Annotated in this window: 16 protein-coding genes; 8 read left to right on the forward strand and 8 right to left on the reverse strand. The window is 71.4% G+C overall.

From position 1 onward, the window contains the following. Window positions 1-66 precede the first annotated feature (66 nt). From AB0C26_RS03150 to AB0C26_RS03165, 4 genes are all read right to left on the reverse strand, one after another. Window positions 67-579: a DUF4240 domain-containing protein gene (locus tag AB0C26_RS03150; RefSeq protein ID WP_360240657.1), complete on the reverse strand. Its 513-nt coding sequence runs from the start codon at window positions 577-579 to the stop codon at window positions 67-69. 10 nt (window positions 580-589) lie between these two features. Further along, on the reverse strand, window positions 590-1,216 hold the full coding sequence (locus tag AB0C26_RS03155) for a hypothetical protein (RefSeq protein WP_360240660.1): 627 nt from the start codon (window positions 1,214-1,216) through the stop codon (window positions 590-592). A gap of 491 nt (window positions 1,217-1,707) precedes the next feature. Next, a complete protein-coding gene (locus AB0C26_RS03160; protein ID WP_360240663.1) occupies window positions 1,708-3,414 on the reverse strand; it encodes a beta-1,3-glucanase family protein in 1,707 nt (568 codons plus the stop codon). 130 nt (window positions 3,415-3,544) lie between these two features. Further along, a complete protein-coding gene (locus AB0C26_RS03165) occupies window positions 3,545-5,059 on the reverse strand; it encodes a ricin-type beta-trefoil lectin domain protein (protein ID WP_360240666.1) in 1,515 nt (504 codons plus the stop codon). Between the two features lie 187 nt (window positions 5,060-5,246). Between AB0C26_RS03165 and AB0C26_RS03170 the strand changes: the two genes are divergently transcribed. The 3 genes from AB0C26_RS03170 to AB0C26_RS03180 are packed head-to-tail and all read left to right on the forward strand — an operon-like array spanning window position 5,247 to window position 9,533. Further along, entirely contained in the window at window positions 5,247-6,404 is a 1,158-nt protein-coding gene (locus AB0C26_RS03170; RefSeq protein ID WP_360240669.1) for an NAD(+)/NADH kinase, read from the forward strand. An 11-nt stretch (window positions 6,405-6,415) separates the two neighbouring features. Next, window positions 6,416-8,074, forward strand: coding sequence for an FAD-dependent oxidoreductase (locus tag AB0C26_RS03175; protein WP_360240672.1), 1,659 nt, complete (start codon window positions 6,416-6,418; stop codon window positions 8,072-8,074). Between the two features lies 1 nt (window position 8,075). Further along, window positions 8,076-9,533, forward strand: a complete 1,458-nt coding sequence (locus AB0C26_RS03180) for an ATP-binding protein (protein ID WP_360240675.1) — start codon at window positions 8,076-8,078, stop codon at window positions 9,531-9,533. Window positions 9,534-9,536: 3 nt separating this feature from the next. On the opposite strand, the gene AB0C26_RS03185 is transcribed toward AB0C26_RS03180, so the two are convergent. Then, window positions 9,537-10,133 (reverse strand): TetR/AcrR family transcriptional regulator, encoded by a 597-nt coding sequence (locus AB0C26_RS03185; protein ID WP_360240678.1) that lies wholly within the window; start codon window positions 10,131-10,133, stop codon window positions 9,537-9,539. A 135-nt stretch (window positions 10,134-10,268) separates the two neighbouring features. Between AB0C26_RS03185 and AB0C26_RS03190 the strand changes: the two genes are divergently transcribed. After that, on the forward strand, window positions 10,269-10,910 hold the full coding sequence (locus tag AB0C26_RS03190) for a methyltransferase domain-containing protein (RefSeq protein WP_360240681.1): 642 nt from the start codon (window positions 10,269-10,271) through the stop codon (window positions 10,908-10,910). A gap of 239 nt (window positions 10,911-11,149) precedes the next feature. On the opposite strand, the gene AB0C26_RS03195 is transcribed toward AB0C26_RS03190, so the two are convergent. From AB0C26_RS03195 to AB0C26_RS03205, 3 genes are read right to left on the reverse strand one after another with little or no spacing between them, the layout of a single operon-like run. Continuing rightward, window positions 11,150-11,647, reverse strand: coding sequence for a DinB family protein (locus tag AB0C26_RS03195; RefSeq protein WP_360240684.1), 498 nt, complete (start codon window positions 11,645-11,647; stop codon window positions 11,150-11,152). Beyond that, window positions 11,647-12,414 (reverse strand): hypothetical protein, encoded by a 768-nt coding sequence (locus AB0C26_RS03200; RefSeq protein WP_360240687.1) that lies wholly within the window; start codon window positions 12,412-12,414, stop codon window positions 11,647-11,649. The genes AB0C26_RS03195 and AB0C26_RS03200 overlap by 1 nt, the downstream gene beginning before the upstream one ends. A gap of 15 nt (window positions 12,415-12,429) precedes the next feature. After that, window positions 12,430-13,779, reverse strand: coding sequence for an MFS transporter (locus AB0C26_RS03205; RefSeq protein ID WP_360240690.1), 1,350 nt, complete (start codon window positions 13,777-13,779; stop codon window positions 12,430-12,432). Between the two features lie 182 nt (window positions 13,780-13,961). Here AB0C26_RS03205 and AB0C26_RS03210 point away from each other — a divergent pair, with 182 nt between their 5' ends. The 4 genes from AB0C26_RS03210 to AB0C26_RS03225 are packed head-to-tail and all read left to right on the forward strand — an operon-like array spanning window position 13,962 to window position 17,434. Beyond that, window positions 13,962-15,206, forward strand: a complete 1,245-nt coding sequence (locus AB0C26_RS03210; protein WP_360240693.1) for a multidrug effflux MFS transporter — start codon at window positions 13,962-13,964, stop codon at window positions 15,204-15,206. A gap of 57 nt (window positions 15,207-15,263) precedes the next feature. After that, window positions 15,264-16,073 (forward strand): PrsW family intramembrane metalloprotease, encoded by an 810-nt coding sequence (locus AB0C26_RS03215; protein ID WP_360240696.1) that lies wholly within the window; start codon window positions 15,264-15,266, stop codon window positions 16,071-16,073. A gap of 16 nt (window positions 16,074-16,089) precedes the next feature. Next, entirely contained in the window at window positions 16,090-17,010 is a 921-nt protein-coding gene (locus AB0C26_RS03220) for an aminoglycoside phosphotransferase family protein (RefSeq protein ID WP_360240699.1), read from the forward strand. After that, window positions 17,000-17,434: a GNAT family N-acetyltransferase gene (locus tag AB0C26_RS03225; RefSeq protein ID WP_360240702.1), complete on the forward strand. Its 435-nt coding sequence runs from the start codon at window positions 17,000-17,002 to the stop codon at window positions 17,432-17,434. Before AB0C26_RS03220 ends, AB0C26_RS03225 begins: the two co-directional genes overlap by 11 nt. Window positions 17,435-17,467: the final 33 nt, after the last annotated feature.

A 17,467-nucleotide genomic window follows, 5' to 3' on the forward strand; every position in this document is an offset into this window, starting at 1 on the left:
CGCAGAGGCGAGGCCGCTTCTTCTACGCCGCGCGGCGGCTGATCGGCGTATCGGTCTGCCGGGCGGTCATGACGCTCGGCTGGACTGCCAGCCGTCGGGGTTGGACGCGGACTCGCGGGAGATGCCGGAGCCGGTGTCGGGGAAGTCGCCGAAGCGTTCGTTGTGCAGGTGGGCGAAGAAGTACGGCATCGACTCGCACTCGGCGTCCACGATCGCCTTCGTGGGGTCGGCGTCGACGGCCTCGTAGAAGTCGCGGCCGGCGGCGAGGATGAAACCCCGGCAGTAGAGGAAGCCGTCGTCGGAGCCGTCGGTGTGCTCGTGGATCTCCTCGCGGTCGATGCGGAACATCAGGCGCTCGGCCACACGGTCGAGGGCGGCGAGTTCCGCGCTTGAGAAGCCGGCGCTCAGCGAGCGCAAGTGAGCCAGGAACTCGTCGAGCCACGCGAGGAGGGCGTAGTCGTCGGCGGGGGTGGCTCGGGTGAGGAGAGCCTGGCGGGCGCGGGCGGCGTCGGGGCCGCACGCCGCCCAGGCCGACTCGAGCAGTTGCCAGAAACGGGTCTCTTCGGCGTCGATGTTCACGGGCGGCACGTTAGCGGGAGGCTACGACAAAATTCTTCAGCTGCTGGTAGAGAACCTTGTCGGAGACGGTGCTGGCGATCGTGGGAGCGGTGCCGACGGGTACGGCGTTGGGGCAGGTGGTGGCGTCGCCGTACAGCTGCTTCTTCAGGAGGCGGCGGCCGGTGGCCACCTCGTACAGGGAAAGGGTGTAGACGCCCCGGGCCAGCTGGTGGGTGTCGCATTTCCTGATCGGGGTGCCGCTCTTGGTCAGGGTCACGCAGGCGACCAGCTGGGACTTCGCGGGGTCGCTGGGCAGCCAGGCGTCGCGGAGGGGCTTGGCCAGGCTGTCCGGGATGTCCACCGCGGCCCGGATCCGGCGATGCGGGCCGGTGAGGGAGTCGGTGACGCCGACGCTGATCTGGTGGGGTGCGCGGCCGGTGTAGCGGGGGGACTTCGGGTAGAAGACGCCCTCGCAGACCTGGGCGAGGTCGTCCGTCCGCTTCACCGGGGCGGCGCTGGGCCGCGGCGCGAGGGGCGCGGAGGCGGAAGGCGCGATCGAGGGGCTGTTCCACGCGGCGGGCGGCGTCCCGCCACTGCCGGCGCCGCCGAGCACCTGGTAGCCGGCGAGGACCGCCACCAGCACGACGGCGACCGACACGGCCGGGATGATCCAGCGTGGCGGGTGGGCCCACAGCCGTGCCGCCCCCTGCGCGAACGATGTGGACGCCCACCGGCGCCCGGCCTCCCGCGCGGCACCGCTGACCGCCGCCCACCGGTCCCGCACACCGGCCGCAGAGGCGCCCGAGTCCGGCCCGCCGTCTACGGAGGAATCGGGAGTCCGCGCGCCCACCCCCGCGGACGCACCCGGAGCCGACGCCACGGAGGGGGCCGCAGACGGGGCCGCAGACGGGGCCGGGGCGGGTGCCACGGGCCGGGTCGCAGACGGGGCCGAGGTGGGTGCCACGGGCCGGGTCGCAGACGGGGCCGAGGTGGGTGCCACGGGCCGGGTCGCAGACGGGGCCGGGGTGGGCGCGCCGGCCGCCGCCGGGGTGGCCGGCGGCGGCGTCTGCTTGTCGGTCATGGCGCGGTCCCCGTCCCTGGTTACTAGCGAGTAGGACGGTGACTGTACCTAATTCAGTGACGCACGTCTCAGAACGGGGTCAGGGTGATGGCCGCCTGGCGCGGGTCGCCGTCGTGGACCAGGGACTCCTGGTTCTGCACGTCGTCGAAGGCGAACGCGTAGGCCTTGCCGTCGACCATGTTCTGGTGGATCACCTTGGCGTACAGGTTGGCCGGAGCGCCCTGGTAGAAGTCGGCCGCCGTACCGCTGGGCTGGGTGTCGAGACGGCCCAGCGTGGTACGGGTGAGCGCCGCGCACAGGGTCCGGGCGATCGGGCCCACGACCTGGTCGTTCGGGGCGGCCAGGGCGCCGTCGCAACCCCACACGTTCGCCGTCGACGGCTTGGTGAACGAGGCGACCGTCTTGCCCGAGCTGTCGGTGAAGTTCATGACGTTGCCACTGGTCCGGCCGGTGAAGCGCACCGACGGCTGGTCGGTGAAGGGCACCACGGTCAAGTTCTTTCCCGCGTACGCCGCCCAAGCGCCCGAGATGTACGAGTCCAGGTAGTTCGGGCTCATCAGGCCGGCGTCGGCGGCCTTGCCGGGCGCGAGCACGCGCAGGACGGTGCCGTCGGCGCGGGTGACCACGCTCTTGGCGAAGTCGGGGGACGCCTTGACCGCGTTGATCACCGCCTGCCGGCCGCCGGTCTTCAGCTCGCCGGTGGACGAGACCTTGCCGCTGCCGCCGGTGACGCTGACGATGTGCGGTACGGCGAACATGTCCACCTGGGAACTGTTCAGCCACAGGCCGGAGTCGTCGAGGGTGAACTCGCTCCAGTCGAACAGGATGTCGCGGTTGGGGTCGCCGCCGGCCCACGGCGCCGGCTGGACCAGCCCGTCGGTGGTGAGCCGGAAGTCGAGCTTCCGCCCGAACGACATGTACAGCCGCCCCGACAGATTCTTCGGAACCTTGATCGTCGTGCTGGCGCCGTTGCCCGGCCCGGCGATGGCCACATCCGGCGCCGGCGCCGGAACGGCCCCTCCCCCGGTCCAGGCGGTGAAGGCACCCGCGCTGTCGACGTAGCCGAGCTTCCCCGTGGTCAGGTTCACCCCGAGGACGTAGAGGAACACGGAGTCACCGCGCCCGGTCTTGTTGCTCACCGTCACCGGCAGCAGGTTCCCCGCCGGAGGCACAGCAGCCGTTCCACCCGTGGTGGGCACGGCGGGCGCACCGGTCGCCGCGCCCACCGCCGGGCTGCCACCCGCCGAGTCAGCATTTGTCGGGTTTTCCGCGGAAGGAGTAGCGGCGGTGGCAGCCGGGCCGGTGGCGGCAGGGCCGGTGACGGCAGGGCCAGTAGCGCTGGGGCCGGTGGCGGCGGGGGTGGTGGCGGTGGGGCCGGTGGCGGCGCCGCCGCACGGGAGGCCGTTCAGCTTGCAGTTGAAGGGCTTGCCGCCTGAGCCCACGAAACCGAACGTCACCTTGGCGCCGACCGGGACGCCGGCGTTCCAGGAGCGGTTCGTGAAGGTGTGGTGGGTTCCGGCGGAGGCCAGGGAAGCGTCCCAGAAGCTGCCGATCGTGGCGCCGGCCGGTAGATCGAACTCGACCTTCCACGCCGACATGGCGGACGTCCCCGTGTTGTCGACGGTCACCTCGCTCTGCCAGCCGGTGCCCCAGTCGGACACCGTCCGCACCGAGGCCGTGGGGGCGGCCGCCGAGGCGGGCAGGGCGAACCAGGCCGTCGCCGTGGCCGCCACCACGGCGACGGTGGTCAGGATCAACGTTCTCGTGCGGCGCATCGTCGGCTTTGCCTCCGGGGTCGGCGGGTGGGAACGAAGCCCATCCTCGGAAGCGGTGCCGTGATCCGCCCGCACGGCCAAGATCTTTATGGTTCCGTTAAGGGTCTTCTGCCCTTTTTTCGGGAGGCGGTTACCCGCGACGCCACTTCTGGTTGGCGCCGCCCGTGCAGTCCCAGAGGATCAGCCGGGCGCCGTCGTCGGCGTTCCACGCGTCGATGTCCACGCACTTGTTGGCCTGCGGGTTGACCAGGTCACCGGCGGCGGACAGGACGAACTGCTGGGCCGCGTTGCCGCTGCAGTTGGCGATCTGGATGACCGCGCCGTTCGCCGTCGAGCCCCACGCCACGTCCAGGCACTTGTTGTTCGACGTCTGGAGGGTGCCGTTCACGAAGTTCCACTTCTGGGCCGCCGTGCCGTTGCAACCCCACATCTGCACGGGTACGCCGTCGGAGAAGTTCGAGTTCGGCACGTCCAGGCACTTGTTGTTGAGGCTGCTGATCAGCGACGACCCGGAGCCGCCGCCGGTGGTCGTCAGGGTCAGGCCGTACACCGAAAGAATCTCGTTGACCGGCTGGAACCACATCGTGCCGCCGCTGGAGCAGTTGCCCGTGCCGCCCGAGGTGACGCCCTGGGCCTGGTTGCCCGAGATCCACGAGCCGCCGGAGTCGCCCGGCTCGGCGCACGCGTTGCTGCGGGCCAGCCCGGAGACGGCGCCCTGGGCGTACACAATCGTCTCGTCCCGGCCGAGGATGGTGCCGCAGCGCCAGCCGGTCGTCCGGCCCGAGCGGCAGACCGAGCTGCCGATGGCCGCCTCCTGGGAGCCGGCCACCGTCACGTTGCCGCCGGAGTAGTTGTTCACCCACGGCTGCGACGTCCAGTTCCCGTTCGTCCGGATCCAGGAGTAGTCGTTGCCCGGGAAGGACGAGCCGGCGAACGTGCCCTGGGCGACGTTGTTGTAGCCGAGCGTGGGGCTGCCCGTGCCGCCGCAGTGCCCGGCGCTGACGAAGCCGCCGGTGACCGCGAAGCCGACCGAGCACAGGGTGTTGCCGTTGATCACGTACTGGTCGCCGCCACGGGTGTCGTAGAGCGGTTTCGGCTGTTCGGCCTCGATGATCGTGACGGGGCCGGCACCGCTGTCGGCGGCGAACTTCGCCGCGGCCGGGGAAGCGCCGGGCGCCGCCATCACGACGACCCGGTTCGCTGTCGTGTCGACGTACCAGCCGCGCACCGACGAGGCCGCGGCCGCCGGCGCGTGCCGGTTCAGAGCGTCGCGTGAGCCGGCGAGGTCGGCGGCGCCGCGGGTGACGAGCGCCGGGGTCGCGCCCTCCGCCCGTACCGCCGAAAAAGCGGAAGAATCGGTCACCGCGACTGTCAGCCGGGTTGCCCCGGCCGGGATCCAGGCGCCCGCGAAGGCCGAGCCGAGCCGGGACTGGAGCCGGCGCTGCACGACCGGCGCCGCCGCCTCCGTGCGCAGGCGGGCGGCGATCTGGGCGTCGTCGAGCTGGAGATCCCGCTTCATCGCGGCGACCATGCCCGGCGGCAGGTCCGGGCTGTCGCCGGGTCCGGCCTGGGGTGCGGCCTGGGCCGGTACGGGGGTGAGCAGCGTGATCGCCGAGGCGGCCACGGCGAGCCAGCGTTTACGCATCGGGGGTGTCCTTTCGGGTGGGGATTAAATCGGAGGCTGTCGATGCCTGACAACGCTGTCAAGAAACAATGAAGAAACCTGCCCGTATGAACCACGTGGCCTCCGTCGCCTCCTCTCGCCGACTTCGCCCCCGGCGTGCAAGGCTGTGTTCTTCAAGTCGTTCGCAGCAGACGGGGTGTACGGGCAAATGGGCATGGTCAAGGTGGTCGGCCTGGTGCTGCACCCGCGTCGCGACTGCGGCTCCGCGATCGACGCGATCACGCGATGGGCGCAGCGGCGCGACGTTCAGGTCCTGGGCCTGCACGAGGAGATCGACCGGATCGACTGCCAGGCCGAGGCGGTCAGCCCCGAGGAGATGGTCGAGCGGGCCGGGCTGCTGGTCAGCCTGGGCGGCGACGGCACCATGCTGCGCACGATGCGGCTGGTCGAGGGGCGCAAGACGCCGGTGCTCGGTGTGAACGTGGGCCGGCTGGGCTTCCTGGCCGAGGTCGACCTGCCCGATCTGCCCGAGGCGCTGTCGGCGATCGACGAGCACCGGTTCACCATCGAGTCGCGCACCGCGGTGCGCACCGTGCTGCCCGACGGCAAGGCCGTGTCGGCGTTCAACGACATCGCGATGGTCCGGGTGCCCGGCGACGGCCTGGCCGCGATCGGCATCTCGGTCGAGGGCAAGAACTTCGTCAACTACCAGGCCGACGCCGTCATCGTCTCCACGCCGACCGGCTCCACGGCGTACAGCTTCTCGGCCGGCGGCCCGATCGTCTCGCCGAACGTCGAGGGCCTGATCGTCACCGCGGCCGCCGCGCACTCCTCGTTCAACCGCCCGCTGATGCTCGCCCTCACCGAGCGGCTCGAGCTCGACGTGCTGGCCACCAGCGGCCGGCTGGCCATCGAGGTCGACGGCATCATCGAGGGCTACGCCCGCCCCGACGACAAGCTGGCGATCGAGCCCGTGCCGTCGGCGGCCAACGTGATCCGCCTCGGCGGCACCTCGTTCTACGAGCGGGCCCGGCGCAAGCTGCGGGTCGAGGGCAGCGCCCAGGTCGGCGTGCCCGACTCGGCCGACGCCGTCGTGGTCGACAGCTTCGAGCGCCAGCGCTACGAGGTGCTGCTCGGCGGCGAGGTGGCCGGCGTGCTCAACTACCGCCGCCACGGCGACAAGATCGAACTGATGCACACCGAGATCGAGCAGACGTTCTCCGGGCGCGGGCTGGCCAGCCGGCTCGCCTCGGCCGCGTTGGAGGACGCGCGCGGCCGCGCCACCCCGGTCGTCGTCTCCTGCCCGTTCGTCATCGGATATCTGGACCGTCACCCCGAATACGCCGACCTGCTGAGCCAGAGCTGAGGTATTGACCCATGGGCCATCCCGCGATCCTCACCGTCGACGACGACCCCTCGGTCTCCCGGGCCATCGCCCGCGACCTGCGCCGCCGCTACGGCGACCAGTACCGGATCCTGCGCGCCTCGTCGGCCGCCGACGCCCTGGACGCGCTCAAGGAGCTCAAGCTGCGCGGCGGCCGGGTCGCCGTGATGCTCGCCGACTACCGGATGCCGCAGATCAACGGCATCGAGTTCCTGGAACAGGCCATGGACCTGTTCCCGAACGCCCGCCGGGCGCTGCTGACCGCGTACGCGGACACGGACGCCGCCATCTCGGCCATCAACGTCGTCGACGTCGACCACTACCTGCTCAAGCCGTGGGATCCGCCGGAGGAGAAGCTCTACCCGGTGATCGACGCGCTGCTCGACGCGTGGCAGGCCACCGGCGACCGCGAGGTCGAGGACATCCGGGTCGTCGGCCACCGCTGGAGCGAGCCGTCGTACCAGATCCGCGACTTCCTGGCCCGCAACCTGGTGCCCTACAAGTGGTACGGGGCCGACGAGGCCGAGGGCCGCCGCCTGCTCGAGGCGGCCGGGGTCGGCCCCGAGTCGATCCCGCTGGTGGTGACCACCGACGGGCGGGCGCTGGCCCAGCCCAGCACGACCGAGGTGGCCGAGGCGGCCGGCCTGTCCACCGCGCCCAACCGCGACTTCTACGACCTGATCATCGTGGGCGGCGGGCCGGCCGGGCTCGGCGCCGCGGTCTACGGCGCCTCCGAGGGCCTGCGGACGCTGATGGTCGAGCGTCAGGCCGTCGGCGGCCAGGCCGGCCAGAGCTCGCGCATCGAGAACTACCTCGGCTTCCCCGACGGCATCTCCGGCGCCCAGCTCACCGACCGGGCCCGCCGCCAGGCCGGCAAGTTCTCGGCCGAGGTGCTGAACACCCGCGAGGTCACCGGCCTGCGGGCGGACGGCTCGGCCCGCACGCTGACCTTCGCCGACGGCGGCGAGGTCTCGGCCCACTCGATCGTGCTCGCCACCGGCGTCGCCTACCGGCCGCTGGTGGCCGACGGCATCGCCGAGTTCACCGGTTCCGGCGTCTACTACGGCTCGGCCTCGACCGAGGGCCCGTCCTGCGCCGGCAGCGACGTCTACATCGTCGGCGGGGCCAACTCGGCCGGGCAGGCGGCGCTGTTCTTCTCCCGGTACGCCCGTTCGGTGACCCTGCTGGTCCGCGGCGACTCGCTCGAGTCGTCGATGTCGTACTACCTGATCCAGCAGCTCAACCAGGTGGAGAACATCAGGGTCCGCACCCGCTCCGAGGTGATCGGGGCGCAGGGCAACGGCCACCTCCAGGCCATCACGATCTGCGACAGCAAAGAGGGCCTGAGCACCACCGTCGAGTGCGGCTACCTGTTCGTCTTCATCGGCGCCGAGCCGCGTACCGACTGGCTCGGCACGGCCGTCGCCCGCGACGAGAAGGGCTTCGTCTACACCGGGCCGGATCTGCTCTCAAACGGGTCCCGCCCGAAGGGATGGGATCGGGACCGCGATCCGTTCTACCTTGAGTGCAGTGTTCCCGGCATCTTCGCCGCCGGCGACGTCCGGGCCAACTCGGTCAAGCGGGTGGCCTCGGCGGTCGGCGAGGGCGCGATGGCCGTCACGCTGGTCCATCGCTACCTGGAGGCGCAGTGAGATGACCGACCCCGTTCTCGTGCCCTGCGATCCCGGCGCCCTCACGCCGGCCGAGCTTCGCACCCTCTTCCTGTTCGAGAAACTGACCGACGATCAGCTTCAGTGGATCGCCGACCACGGGTGCACCATGCACATGCCCGCGGGCGGCACGGTGATCCGCGAGGGCGATCCGGCCGAGCAGTTCCTGGTTCTGCTCAGCGGCACCATCGCCATGACCCGGCAGGTCGGCCAGGACGACGTACGGGTCAACCGCACCGAGCAGCGCGGCGTCTACATGGGCGCCACCAACTCCTACCTGCGCGACGACGGCATCCCGCGCCGGTACATGGCGAGCATCCGCGCGCTGGACGACTCCGACTTCTTCGTGATGAGCGCCGAGGACTTCGGCCACATCATGCGCGAGTGGTTCCCGATGGCCGTACACCTGCTCGAGGGCCTGACCCTGGGTCTGCAGAGCTCCCAGGCGGCGATCAGCGAGCGGCAGCGGCTGACCGCTCTCGGCGCGCTCTCGGCCGGCCTCATGCACGAGCTCAACAACCCGGCCGCGGCCGCCTCGCGGGCCACCGCCGCGCTGCGCCAGCGGGTCGCCGGCATGCGCCACAAGCTGGGCATGCTGGCCGCCGGCAAGGTGCCGCCGGACCGCCTGGTGGAGCTGGTCGCGCTCCAGGAAGACGTGATCGAGCGGGCCGCCAAGGCGCCCGCGCTGACCGCCATGCAGGTCGCCGACCGCGAGGACGAGCTCGGCGAGTGGATGGACGAGCGCAACGTGACCGGCGGGTGGGACCTGGCCGCGGTCTTCGCCCAGGGCGGCCTCGACCTCGACTGCCTCACCGACATGGAGGCCCGGGTCGGCTCGCCCGAGCTGCTCGACCAGGCCATCCACTGGATCGGGTACGCGCTCGAGACCGAGCAGCTGATGACCGACATCGAGGATGCCACGAGCCGCGTGTCGTCGCTGGTGGCCTCGGCCAAGCAGTACTCGCAGATGGACCGGGCCGCCCACCAGTGGATCGACGTGCACACCGGCCTCGACAGCACGCTGGTGATGCTCACCCACAAGATCGGTACGGGGGTGAAGGTGGTCAAGGACTACGACCGCTCGCTCCCCCAGATCCCGGCCCACCCGGCCGAGCTCAACCAGGTCTGGACCAACCTGATCGACAACGCGGTGCAGGCCATGAACGGCGCCGGCACCCTGACGATCAAGACCTACCGCGAGGACGACCACGTGATCGTCGCGGTCGGCGACACCGGGCCGGGCGTGCCCGACGAGCTGAAGAAGCGGGTCTTCGAGCCGTTCTTCACCACCAAGCCGGTGGGCGAGGGCACGGGCCTGGGCCTGGACATCTCGTACCGGATCGTGGTCAACGGCCACGGCGGTGACATCAAGCTCGACTCGAAGCCGGGCGACACCAAGTTCAAGGTCCGCCTGCCGCTGAACGAGCCGGCCTCGGCGTGACGCTCAGCCGGGATAGCGCAGGCCGTTGACGGTCAGATCGATGATCGCCGCGGCCTGCGCCTCCCGGCCCGCCGCGTCGCTGGCGAGGCTGATGCCGCTCAGCGCGGTGGCCAGCACGGCCGCCTCGACCCGGGTGGCGAAGATCCCGTCCCGGTATCCGGCGTCGAGGAACTTCTGCAGCGCGGTGTAGACCTCGTCGTGGGCGGCGGCGAGCCCTTCGGCGTCGGTGGCCTTCACGATCGACTTGAGAGCCATGGCCAGGCCGGGCCGGCCCTGCGCGTTCCCGATGAATCGCCGCATCCAGGTCTTCATGGCCTCATCGGCGGGCAGGCCGGCCAGCAGCTCGTCGGCCCCGGCGCAGAGCCGCCCGATCTCGTGCAGATAGGCCCCGGTGATCAGCACCTCACGCGTCGGAAAATGCCGGTAGAGCGTCGCGATACCCACGTCGGCCCGGCGCGCCACCTCGTCGAGCGCGATGTCGACACCACGCTCCTCGAACACCTCGACGGCGGCCGCGATGATCGCCTCGCGCTTGCGGCGCGCGTCCGCCCGCATCGGCTTCTCCCGCATCGGCTTCTCCGGCATCGGTTCCTTCTGCATCGGTTCCTTCTGCATCGGTTCCTTTGGCTTCGTTTCCTTCAGCGTCGCTGAGAGGGCTCTCAGGCGATCTTGCGAAATGGAGGATTCCTCCATATCTTAGGTGGAGTAATCCTCCACTTACCCTAGCAGGTCGCGATGTCTTTGCTGTCGGAATTTCTCCGTCGCCCGTGGGAAGTCGGCGCCATCGCGCCGAGCGGGGCCGCCCTGTCCGAACTCGCCGTCGCGCCGATCCCCAGCACGGGCGAGCCGGTCGTCGTCGAGCTCGGCCCCGGCACCGGGCCGTTCACCGAGGCCATTCAGCGCCGGCTGGGCGGCCGCGGGCGGCACCTCGCCATCGAGATCAACCCGCGCCTGGCCGAGCAGCTCGCCGCCCGTCACCCCAAGGTCGAGGTGATCACGGCCGACGCCGCCGCCCTGCCCGAGTTGCTGGCCGAGCGGGGCCTGGCCGGGGCCGACGTCATCGTCAGCGGGCTGCCGTGGGCCGCCTTCACTCCCGACCGTCAGCGCGACATCCTGGCCTCCGCCGTCCGCGCCCTGGCCCCGGGGGGCGCTTTCACCACGTTCGCCTACGTGCACCTGCGCCGGGCGGCGCCGGCGCGCCGCCTGCGGGGCGCGCTCGACAGCTGGTTCGACGAGGTCCTGCTCGGCCGCACCGTCTGGGCCAACCTGCCGCCCGCCCTCGTCTACTACTGCCGCCGCCCGGCGCTCGCCCCGGTCCTCCGCTCGGCGCCCCCAGCCCGTCGCCGCTGCCACCAGCTCACCCCGCTCGGCGCCTGACAACCAACCCCGCCGGGCCACAGACCAGCCGCCGCCCGCCCCGATCAGCGCCTCACAGCCGAGCTCAGCCGCCGCGAAAGGCCGCAGCCTGAACAGCCGCAGCCCGAGACAACTGTCGCGCGGCCGATCACGCCGTACGGCCGATCAGTCGCCGGTACGGCGATGGGCCGCGCGGCTGTCAGCGCCGCACGGCCCATCGGAGAGCCGCGCGAATGGCGGCCCGGGCTTCGGGGAGCGGGTCAGAGCAGGCCGCGGACGTAAGCGGCCTGGCCCGCGTGCTGGGCGTCGTCGTCGTAGACGCTGACCAGGCGTACACCCAGGGTGACCGGCGGGTCCCAGCGTTCGTCGACCACCCGGTCGAGGTCGGCCTCGGAGAGGCCGGCCAGGTAGGCGATCGTGCGCTCGTGCACGGCGGTGTAGTAGTCCACCAGCGCCTGGGCGCTTTCCGGAGCCACCGCCGCCACCTGGGCCGCGTCGTGGCCGTAGCCGGTCTCGGTGGCGTCCTTCAGGCCGAAGCGCGAGGCCCAGTCGCCGGTGGCGTAGATCTGGTCGGCGCCCATCACCTCGGCCACGTGGTCATCCTGAACGCGGGTCAGATGCCAGATCAGCCAGCCGATCGAGTTGGCCTCGCCGGCCGGGCGGTGGCGCAGCTGGTCGGGGGTGAGGCCGTCGACGGCCGTGTGCACCAGCTCGGGCAGGCGCCCGAAAGCCTCGGTGAGGATGTCCTTGGCGTCCATTACTCTCCCGCCTTCGTGCTGTCGCCGGTCGGCTGCTGCTGGGGCTGGCCGACCTGGTCCTGGGTCTGGCCGTCCGGTTGAGTCTCCCCGTCCTGCGGCTGATCGTCACCCGGGGCCGGGGCGTCGGTCGTCGGCGCGTCGGTGGTCGGCTCGTCAGTGGGACCGTCGGTCGTGCCGGCCGGTGCCGGCGACTCCGTGGGCTGCGCCGAGCGGTCTTCGGCCGGCGATTCGGAGGGTGCGGGCGACTCCTGATCCGTCGTGGCCGACTCGGACGGCGTCGGCTTCACAGCCGGCTTATCGGAGTTGTCAGACTTGTGGGAGCGCAGCGGGAACCCGACGGTCGAGCTCTTGCTGGCCCTGTCGTGCACGAGGTCGGCCGCGCTCCGCCCGGCGACCACCTCGACGGCGGTCAGGGAGCCGATCGCCAGTACGAAGAACGCGCCCGCGATCATGGCCACCCGCTGCCAGCGGATCTTCGGAGAAGGCCCGGACGGGCTCTCCTCGACCGCGGCGGCGACCTCCGGCGTGCCGATCGCGGCGGGGGCGGTGACGAAGGTCGACTTGATCTTCTCGGTGCCCCGGTTGAGCCAGCGCTGATAGAGCTCCGTTCCCACCGAGCCGACGATGCTGGCCACCGCGGCGCCGATCAGAGTGCCGGCCACGCCCAGGAACGATCCCAGGAAGGCCGCCGAAACGGCGGCCAATGTGCCGGCGATGGTCTTGGTGATGTCGATGCCGGACCGATGGCCCGGTGCTTGCTCGGTCATGTCCTCCTCAGTCCGTCACTCACGTGTCTGCAAGGTCTTCGCCTTTACCTGACGGCCGATTGCTAAACCCCGGCGCTCGGCTATCACCTGACGGAGCGGGCGGACCACGATGCCCTCCTCGGCCATCCGCAGGCGGGCCAGCCGGCGTGTGCGCAGGATGCCGGCCAGGCCGACGGCGATGAACACGTACTGCACCGCCATGGCGATTTTGAAGTCGGTGATGTCGTAGTCGGCGGAGCCGCCCGTCCGGGCGTCCAGGATCAGGCCGATCAGCTCGATCGAGAGCAGCGAGGCGACGAAGCCGCCGACGTTCACCACACCGGTCGCGGTGCCGAGGCGGTGCGGCGGGTTGAACGTACGGGCGTAATCGAACCCGATCATCGAACCCGGGCCGCCGATGCCCAGCGCGACGATCAGCAGCACCAGCACGGCCATCGGCGCGTGCCCGGGCCAGGCCAGCACGAGTCCCCAGCCGGCCGCGTTGGCGAACACGATGCCGAGCACGAGGTAGGACCGGCGCAGCGGGTAGCGCTGGACGAGCACGCCCAGCAACGGACCGGCGGCCATGCCGACCAGCACGAAGAGCGTGAGCAGCGTGCTCGCCGTCTCCCGGGCCAGGCCCTGACCGGCGATCAGGAACGGGAAGCCCCACATGAGGGCGAAGACCGTACCGGTGAACTGGGTCGTGAAGTGGGTCCAGAGCCCGAGCCGGGTGCCCGGGTGCCGCCAGGCGCTGCTCAGATCGGAGCGCAACTGGCCCAGGGTGAGCGCCTCGCCGCTGCTGATCTTGCGCTCGGGGGTGTCCTGCAGCGCCGCGAAGGCGACCACCGCGACGAAGATCCCGAGCCCGGCCGCCGACAGGAACGCGGTGCCCCAGCCGGGCCCGGCCAGCAGGGCGGCCAGCGGCACGGCCGAGAGCACCTGGCCGGCCTGCCCGACGATGCCGGTGAGCTGGGTGACCACCGGCACGCGCCGCGCCGGGAACCACTGCGGGACCAGGCGCAGCACGCTGATGAAGGTCATCGCGTCGCCGGCGCCGACCAGGACGCGGGCCGCGATGGCGCCGCCCACGCTGTCGGTGGTGGCCATCAGGGCCTGACCGGCCGCCATCAGCACGCCGCCGGTGACGATCAGCCGCAGCGAGCCGAAGCGGTCGAGCAGCAGGCCGACCGGCACCTGGAGGCCGGCGTAGACGAGAAGCTGGAGCACGGCGAACGAGGCGAGCGCGCCGGCGCCGATGTGGAAGCGGTCCTGCGCGTCGAGCCCGGCGACACCGAGCGACGTGCGGTTGAGGACCGCGAGAACGTACGCGGCGAGGCCGACGGCCCACACCGCCCAGGCCCGGGCTCCGGGACGCAGGGCCATGGTCCGCCTTTCACTCGCTGATTGCACGCAACGCCCTCAAGACAACTCCGCCCGGGCGGCATCGACAACGTGTGACCGGTCACTACCAGCACGAACGTCAAATGCATTTCCACCATTCGGTGAATCTGTGAGGACTGTTACGACCCGGAAGAATCTGTGCCGCGGACAACTTGTCACTAGTCATGCAATCTCCTGGTGATCTCCTGCCCGCCGGCCGCAGGCTCCGGATCGTTCTCGTTCTCGGATTCCTGTCCGCGCTCGGGCCGCTGACCATCGACATGTACCTGCCGTCGCTCCCGACGATCACCACCGACCTGCACACCACCGAGGCCGCCGTGCAGCTCACGCTCACCGGCACGCTGGCCGGCCTGGCCCTCGGGCAGCTGCTCGTGGGACCGCTCTCCGACGCCGTGGGCCGCCGCCTGCCGCTGCTGGCCGGCGTCGGCGTGCACATCCTGGCCTCGGTGCTCTGCGTGATCGCGCCCAACCTGGCCGTCCTGGGCACGCTGCGCGTCCTGCAGGGCCTGGGCGCCGCGGCCGCCGCCGTGATCGGCATGGCGATCGTGCGCGACCTGTTCACCGGCCTGGCCGCGGCCAAGCTCTTCTCCCGCCTGATGCTCGTGATCGGCGTGGCGCCCATCCTGGCGCCGACCATCGGCGGCACGGTCCTCAACTGGACCTCGTGGCGGGGTGTCTTCGTCGTGCTCACCCTGGCCGGCGCGGCCATCATGACGGCCACCGCGCTGGTGCTGCCCGAGACCCTGCCGGCCGAGCGCCGCCGCAACGGCGGCCTGACCGGCACGCTGCGCGACTACGGCCGGCTCTTCACCGACCGGGCGTACGTCGGTCTCATCCTCGTCGCCGGGCTCGCGTTCTCCGCGCTCTTCGCGTACGTCAGTGGCTCCTCCTTCGTCTTCCAGGAGGAGTACGGCATGAGCGAGCAGCAGTTCGCGTACGTGTTCGCCGGGGGCGCGATCGGCCTGATCGGCGCCACCCAGCTCAACGTCCGGCTGCTCCGGCGGTGGCAGCCGGCCCAGATCCTGAGCTTCGCGCTGGCCGTCGGTGTGGTCGGCGGCGTGGTGCTGCTGGCCGTGGCCGAGACCGGCTTCGGCGGCCTGTGGGGGCTGCTCGTCCCGCTCTGGATCGTGCTGGCCGCGGTCGGCCTGGCCATGCCGAACGCGCCGGCGCTGGCACTGTCGCGGCACGGCGAGGCCGCGGGCACGGCGGCCGCGCTGCTCGGCGCGGTCCAGTTCGGCGTGGGCGCGCTGGCCGCGCCGCTGGTCGGCGTGCTCGGCAACGGATCGACCGGCATGGCGATCGTCGTCTTCGGCGGGATGGCCGCCGCCAACGTGGTGCTGTGGCTGGTCGTACGGCCGATGTCGCTGCCCGTGGACGAGGGCGAGCCGGTTCTGGTCGCGGTTCACTGATGCGACGCGCGTCGCTTTTCCGTGACGTGATCTAGACGCTCGGGTACCACGCCCACCATGCGCGATCTCTCCCGCCGGTGGGCGTGGCTAGGCGTCCTAGTCATCGGTCTGGCCCTCTACGTCATTGTGCTGCGGACCCTCGTACACACGCAGAACCCGAACCTCGTGCCGGCCCTCCTCCTGCTCGGCGCGACGGTCGTACCCCTGTCGTTCCTGACCTTCGCCCAGGCCCGGACGGGCCGCTGGCAGGTGCCCACCTCGGCGCTGGTCGTCGCCGCGTTCTTCGGCGGCGTGATCGGCATCGTGGTCGCCGGCACCCTCGAGTACAACACCCTGCGCGGCCTCGGCGTCCTGCCGCTGGCGCTGGTCGCGGTCATCGAGGAGTCGGCGAAACTGATCGTCCCGCTGATCCTGATGATCACCATCCTGGCCCGTCACCAGCGGCGCCTGCCCTCGGACGGCCTGATCATCGGCGTCGCCTCCGGCATGGGCTTCGCCGCCCTCGAAACCATGGGGTACGCGTTCACCGCGCTGCTCTCCTCGGGCGGCAACATCGGCAGCGTCGAGGAGACCCTGTTCGTCCGCGGCCTCACCTCGCCCGCCGGTCACACGGCGTGGACCGGTCTCACCGCCGGCGCCCTGTGGGCCCTGATGGCCACCCCGAACCTCAAGCACGTGCTCGAGTTCATCGGCACCTTCGTCGGCGCGGTCATCCTGCACACCTGCTGGGACTCGTTCGGGGGCACCCTGACGTACATCATCCTGGCCGTCATCAGCCTCACCTGGCTGTTCCTGGCCCTGTGGCGCTACCGGGTCTTCGCCGAGCACCGCACGGCCCCGCAGCTGGCCACACCGCTGACCGTATGAGCGCTAGCCTGCCCTGATGCGCAGCCCCACGCAGCTGGATCTGACGTCCGCCGACATCGCCGTCATCGTCCGGGAGGCTCTCGGCGCCTCCCTGGACACGGCCTCCGAGCTGGGCGGGGGCGGTTTCGCCGCCGTCTGGCTGGCTTCGCTCACCGACGGGCGCCGGGTGGTGGTCAAGGTGGCGCCGCCGGCGTCGGCGCGCTTGCTGTCGTACGAACGTGAGCTCATCCCGGCCGAGGCCGCGTACTTCCGCCTGGTCGCCGGCCTGGCCCCGGTGCCGTCGGTGCTGGCGGTGTCCCCCCGCTGGATCATCACGACGCTGCTGCCGGGCAAGCCCCTGACCGCGGGGGACTCGCCGCGGGCCCGCTCCGCCCTGGGCGCGGCGGTTCGCCGGGTCCACACCGTGGCCGGAAGCCACTTCGGCTACCCGGGCGACCGCCCCTCCGGCCCCGACTGGGCCACCGCCTTCGCCGCGATGATGGCGTCCCTGCGTACGGACGCCGCCTCGTGGAATGTCAGCCTGCCGCCGGCGCTGGACGGCGCGGTCGAGCGCCACACCCCGGCCCTGACGGCGGTGACCACGCCCGCCCTGCTGCACTTCGACCTGTGGGACGGCAACGTCCTCGTCGCCGGCGACGGCTCGCTGAGCGGCCTGGTCGACGGCGAGCGCTACCTGTACGGCGACCCGCTGCTCGACCTGGTCTCCCCCGCCCTGTTCCGCCGCATCGAGGACGAGCCCGGCCACCCGTTCCTGACCGGATACGCCCCGGGGCCGTTCGACCGGGCGGCGCTGATCCGCCTGGCGCTGTACCGCGTCCACCTGTACACACTGATGCTCACCGAGGGCCCGAGCCGGGGCATCCCGGCCACCGACGGCCGGCAGACCCACGTGACGGCCCTGCTCGAGGCCGAGCTGAACCATCTCGATGCCCTCTGACATCGCCCGGCCCACGGCCGGCCAGTTGGCCCCGCTCTTCGACGAGTACCGCGCCCACTACGGCGAGTCCCCGTCCCCGGCGCGCACGAGGGCCTGGCTCGAAGAACAACTGTCCTCGGGCCGCCTGACCGCCTACGCGGCCGGCCCGCACGGCTTCGTCACGGTGACGGTGCAGCCCGCCTCCCTGCGCCTGGCCACGGCCTGGATGGTCCGGGACCTTTACGTACGCCCGGCGCACCGCCGCCGGGGCACGGCCCGCGCCCTGCTGCGTCACGTCATCGGCGAGGCCCGCGCGGCCGGGGCGCTGCGCGTCTCCCTGCAGACCGAGACGGAGAACGCCGGGGCCCTGTCGCTCTACGCTTCGCTCGGATTCCGCCCGGTCACCGGCCTGGAACTGCTCAACCTCACGTTGGACAAGCCTTAGCCGTACCGTCCCGTCCCACCCGCCGTCTCGTGC

The organism is Actinoplanes sp. NPDC048796 (genome assembly GCF_040650035.1).
Taxonomy (GTDB): Bacteria; Actinomycetota; Actinomycetes; order Mycobacteriales; family Micromonosporaceae; genus Actinoplanes.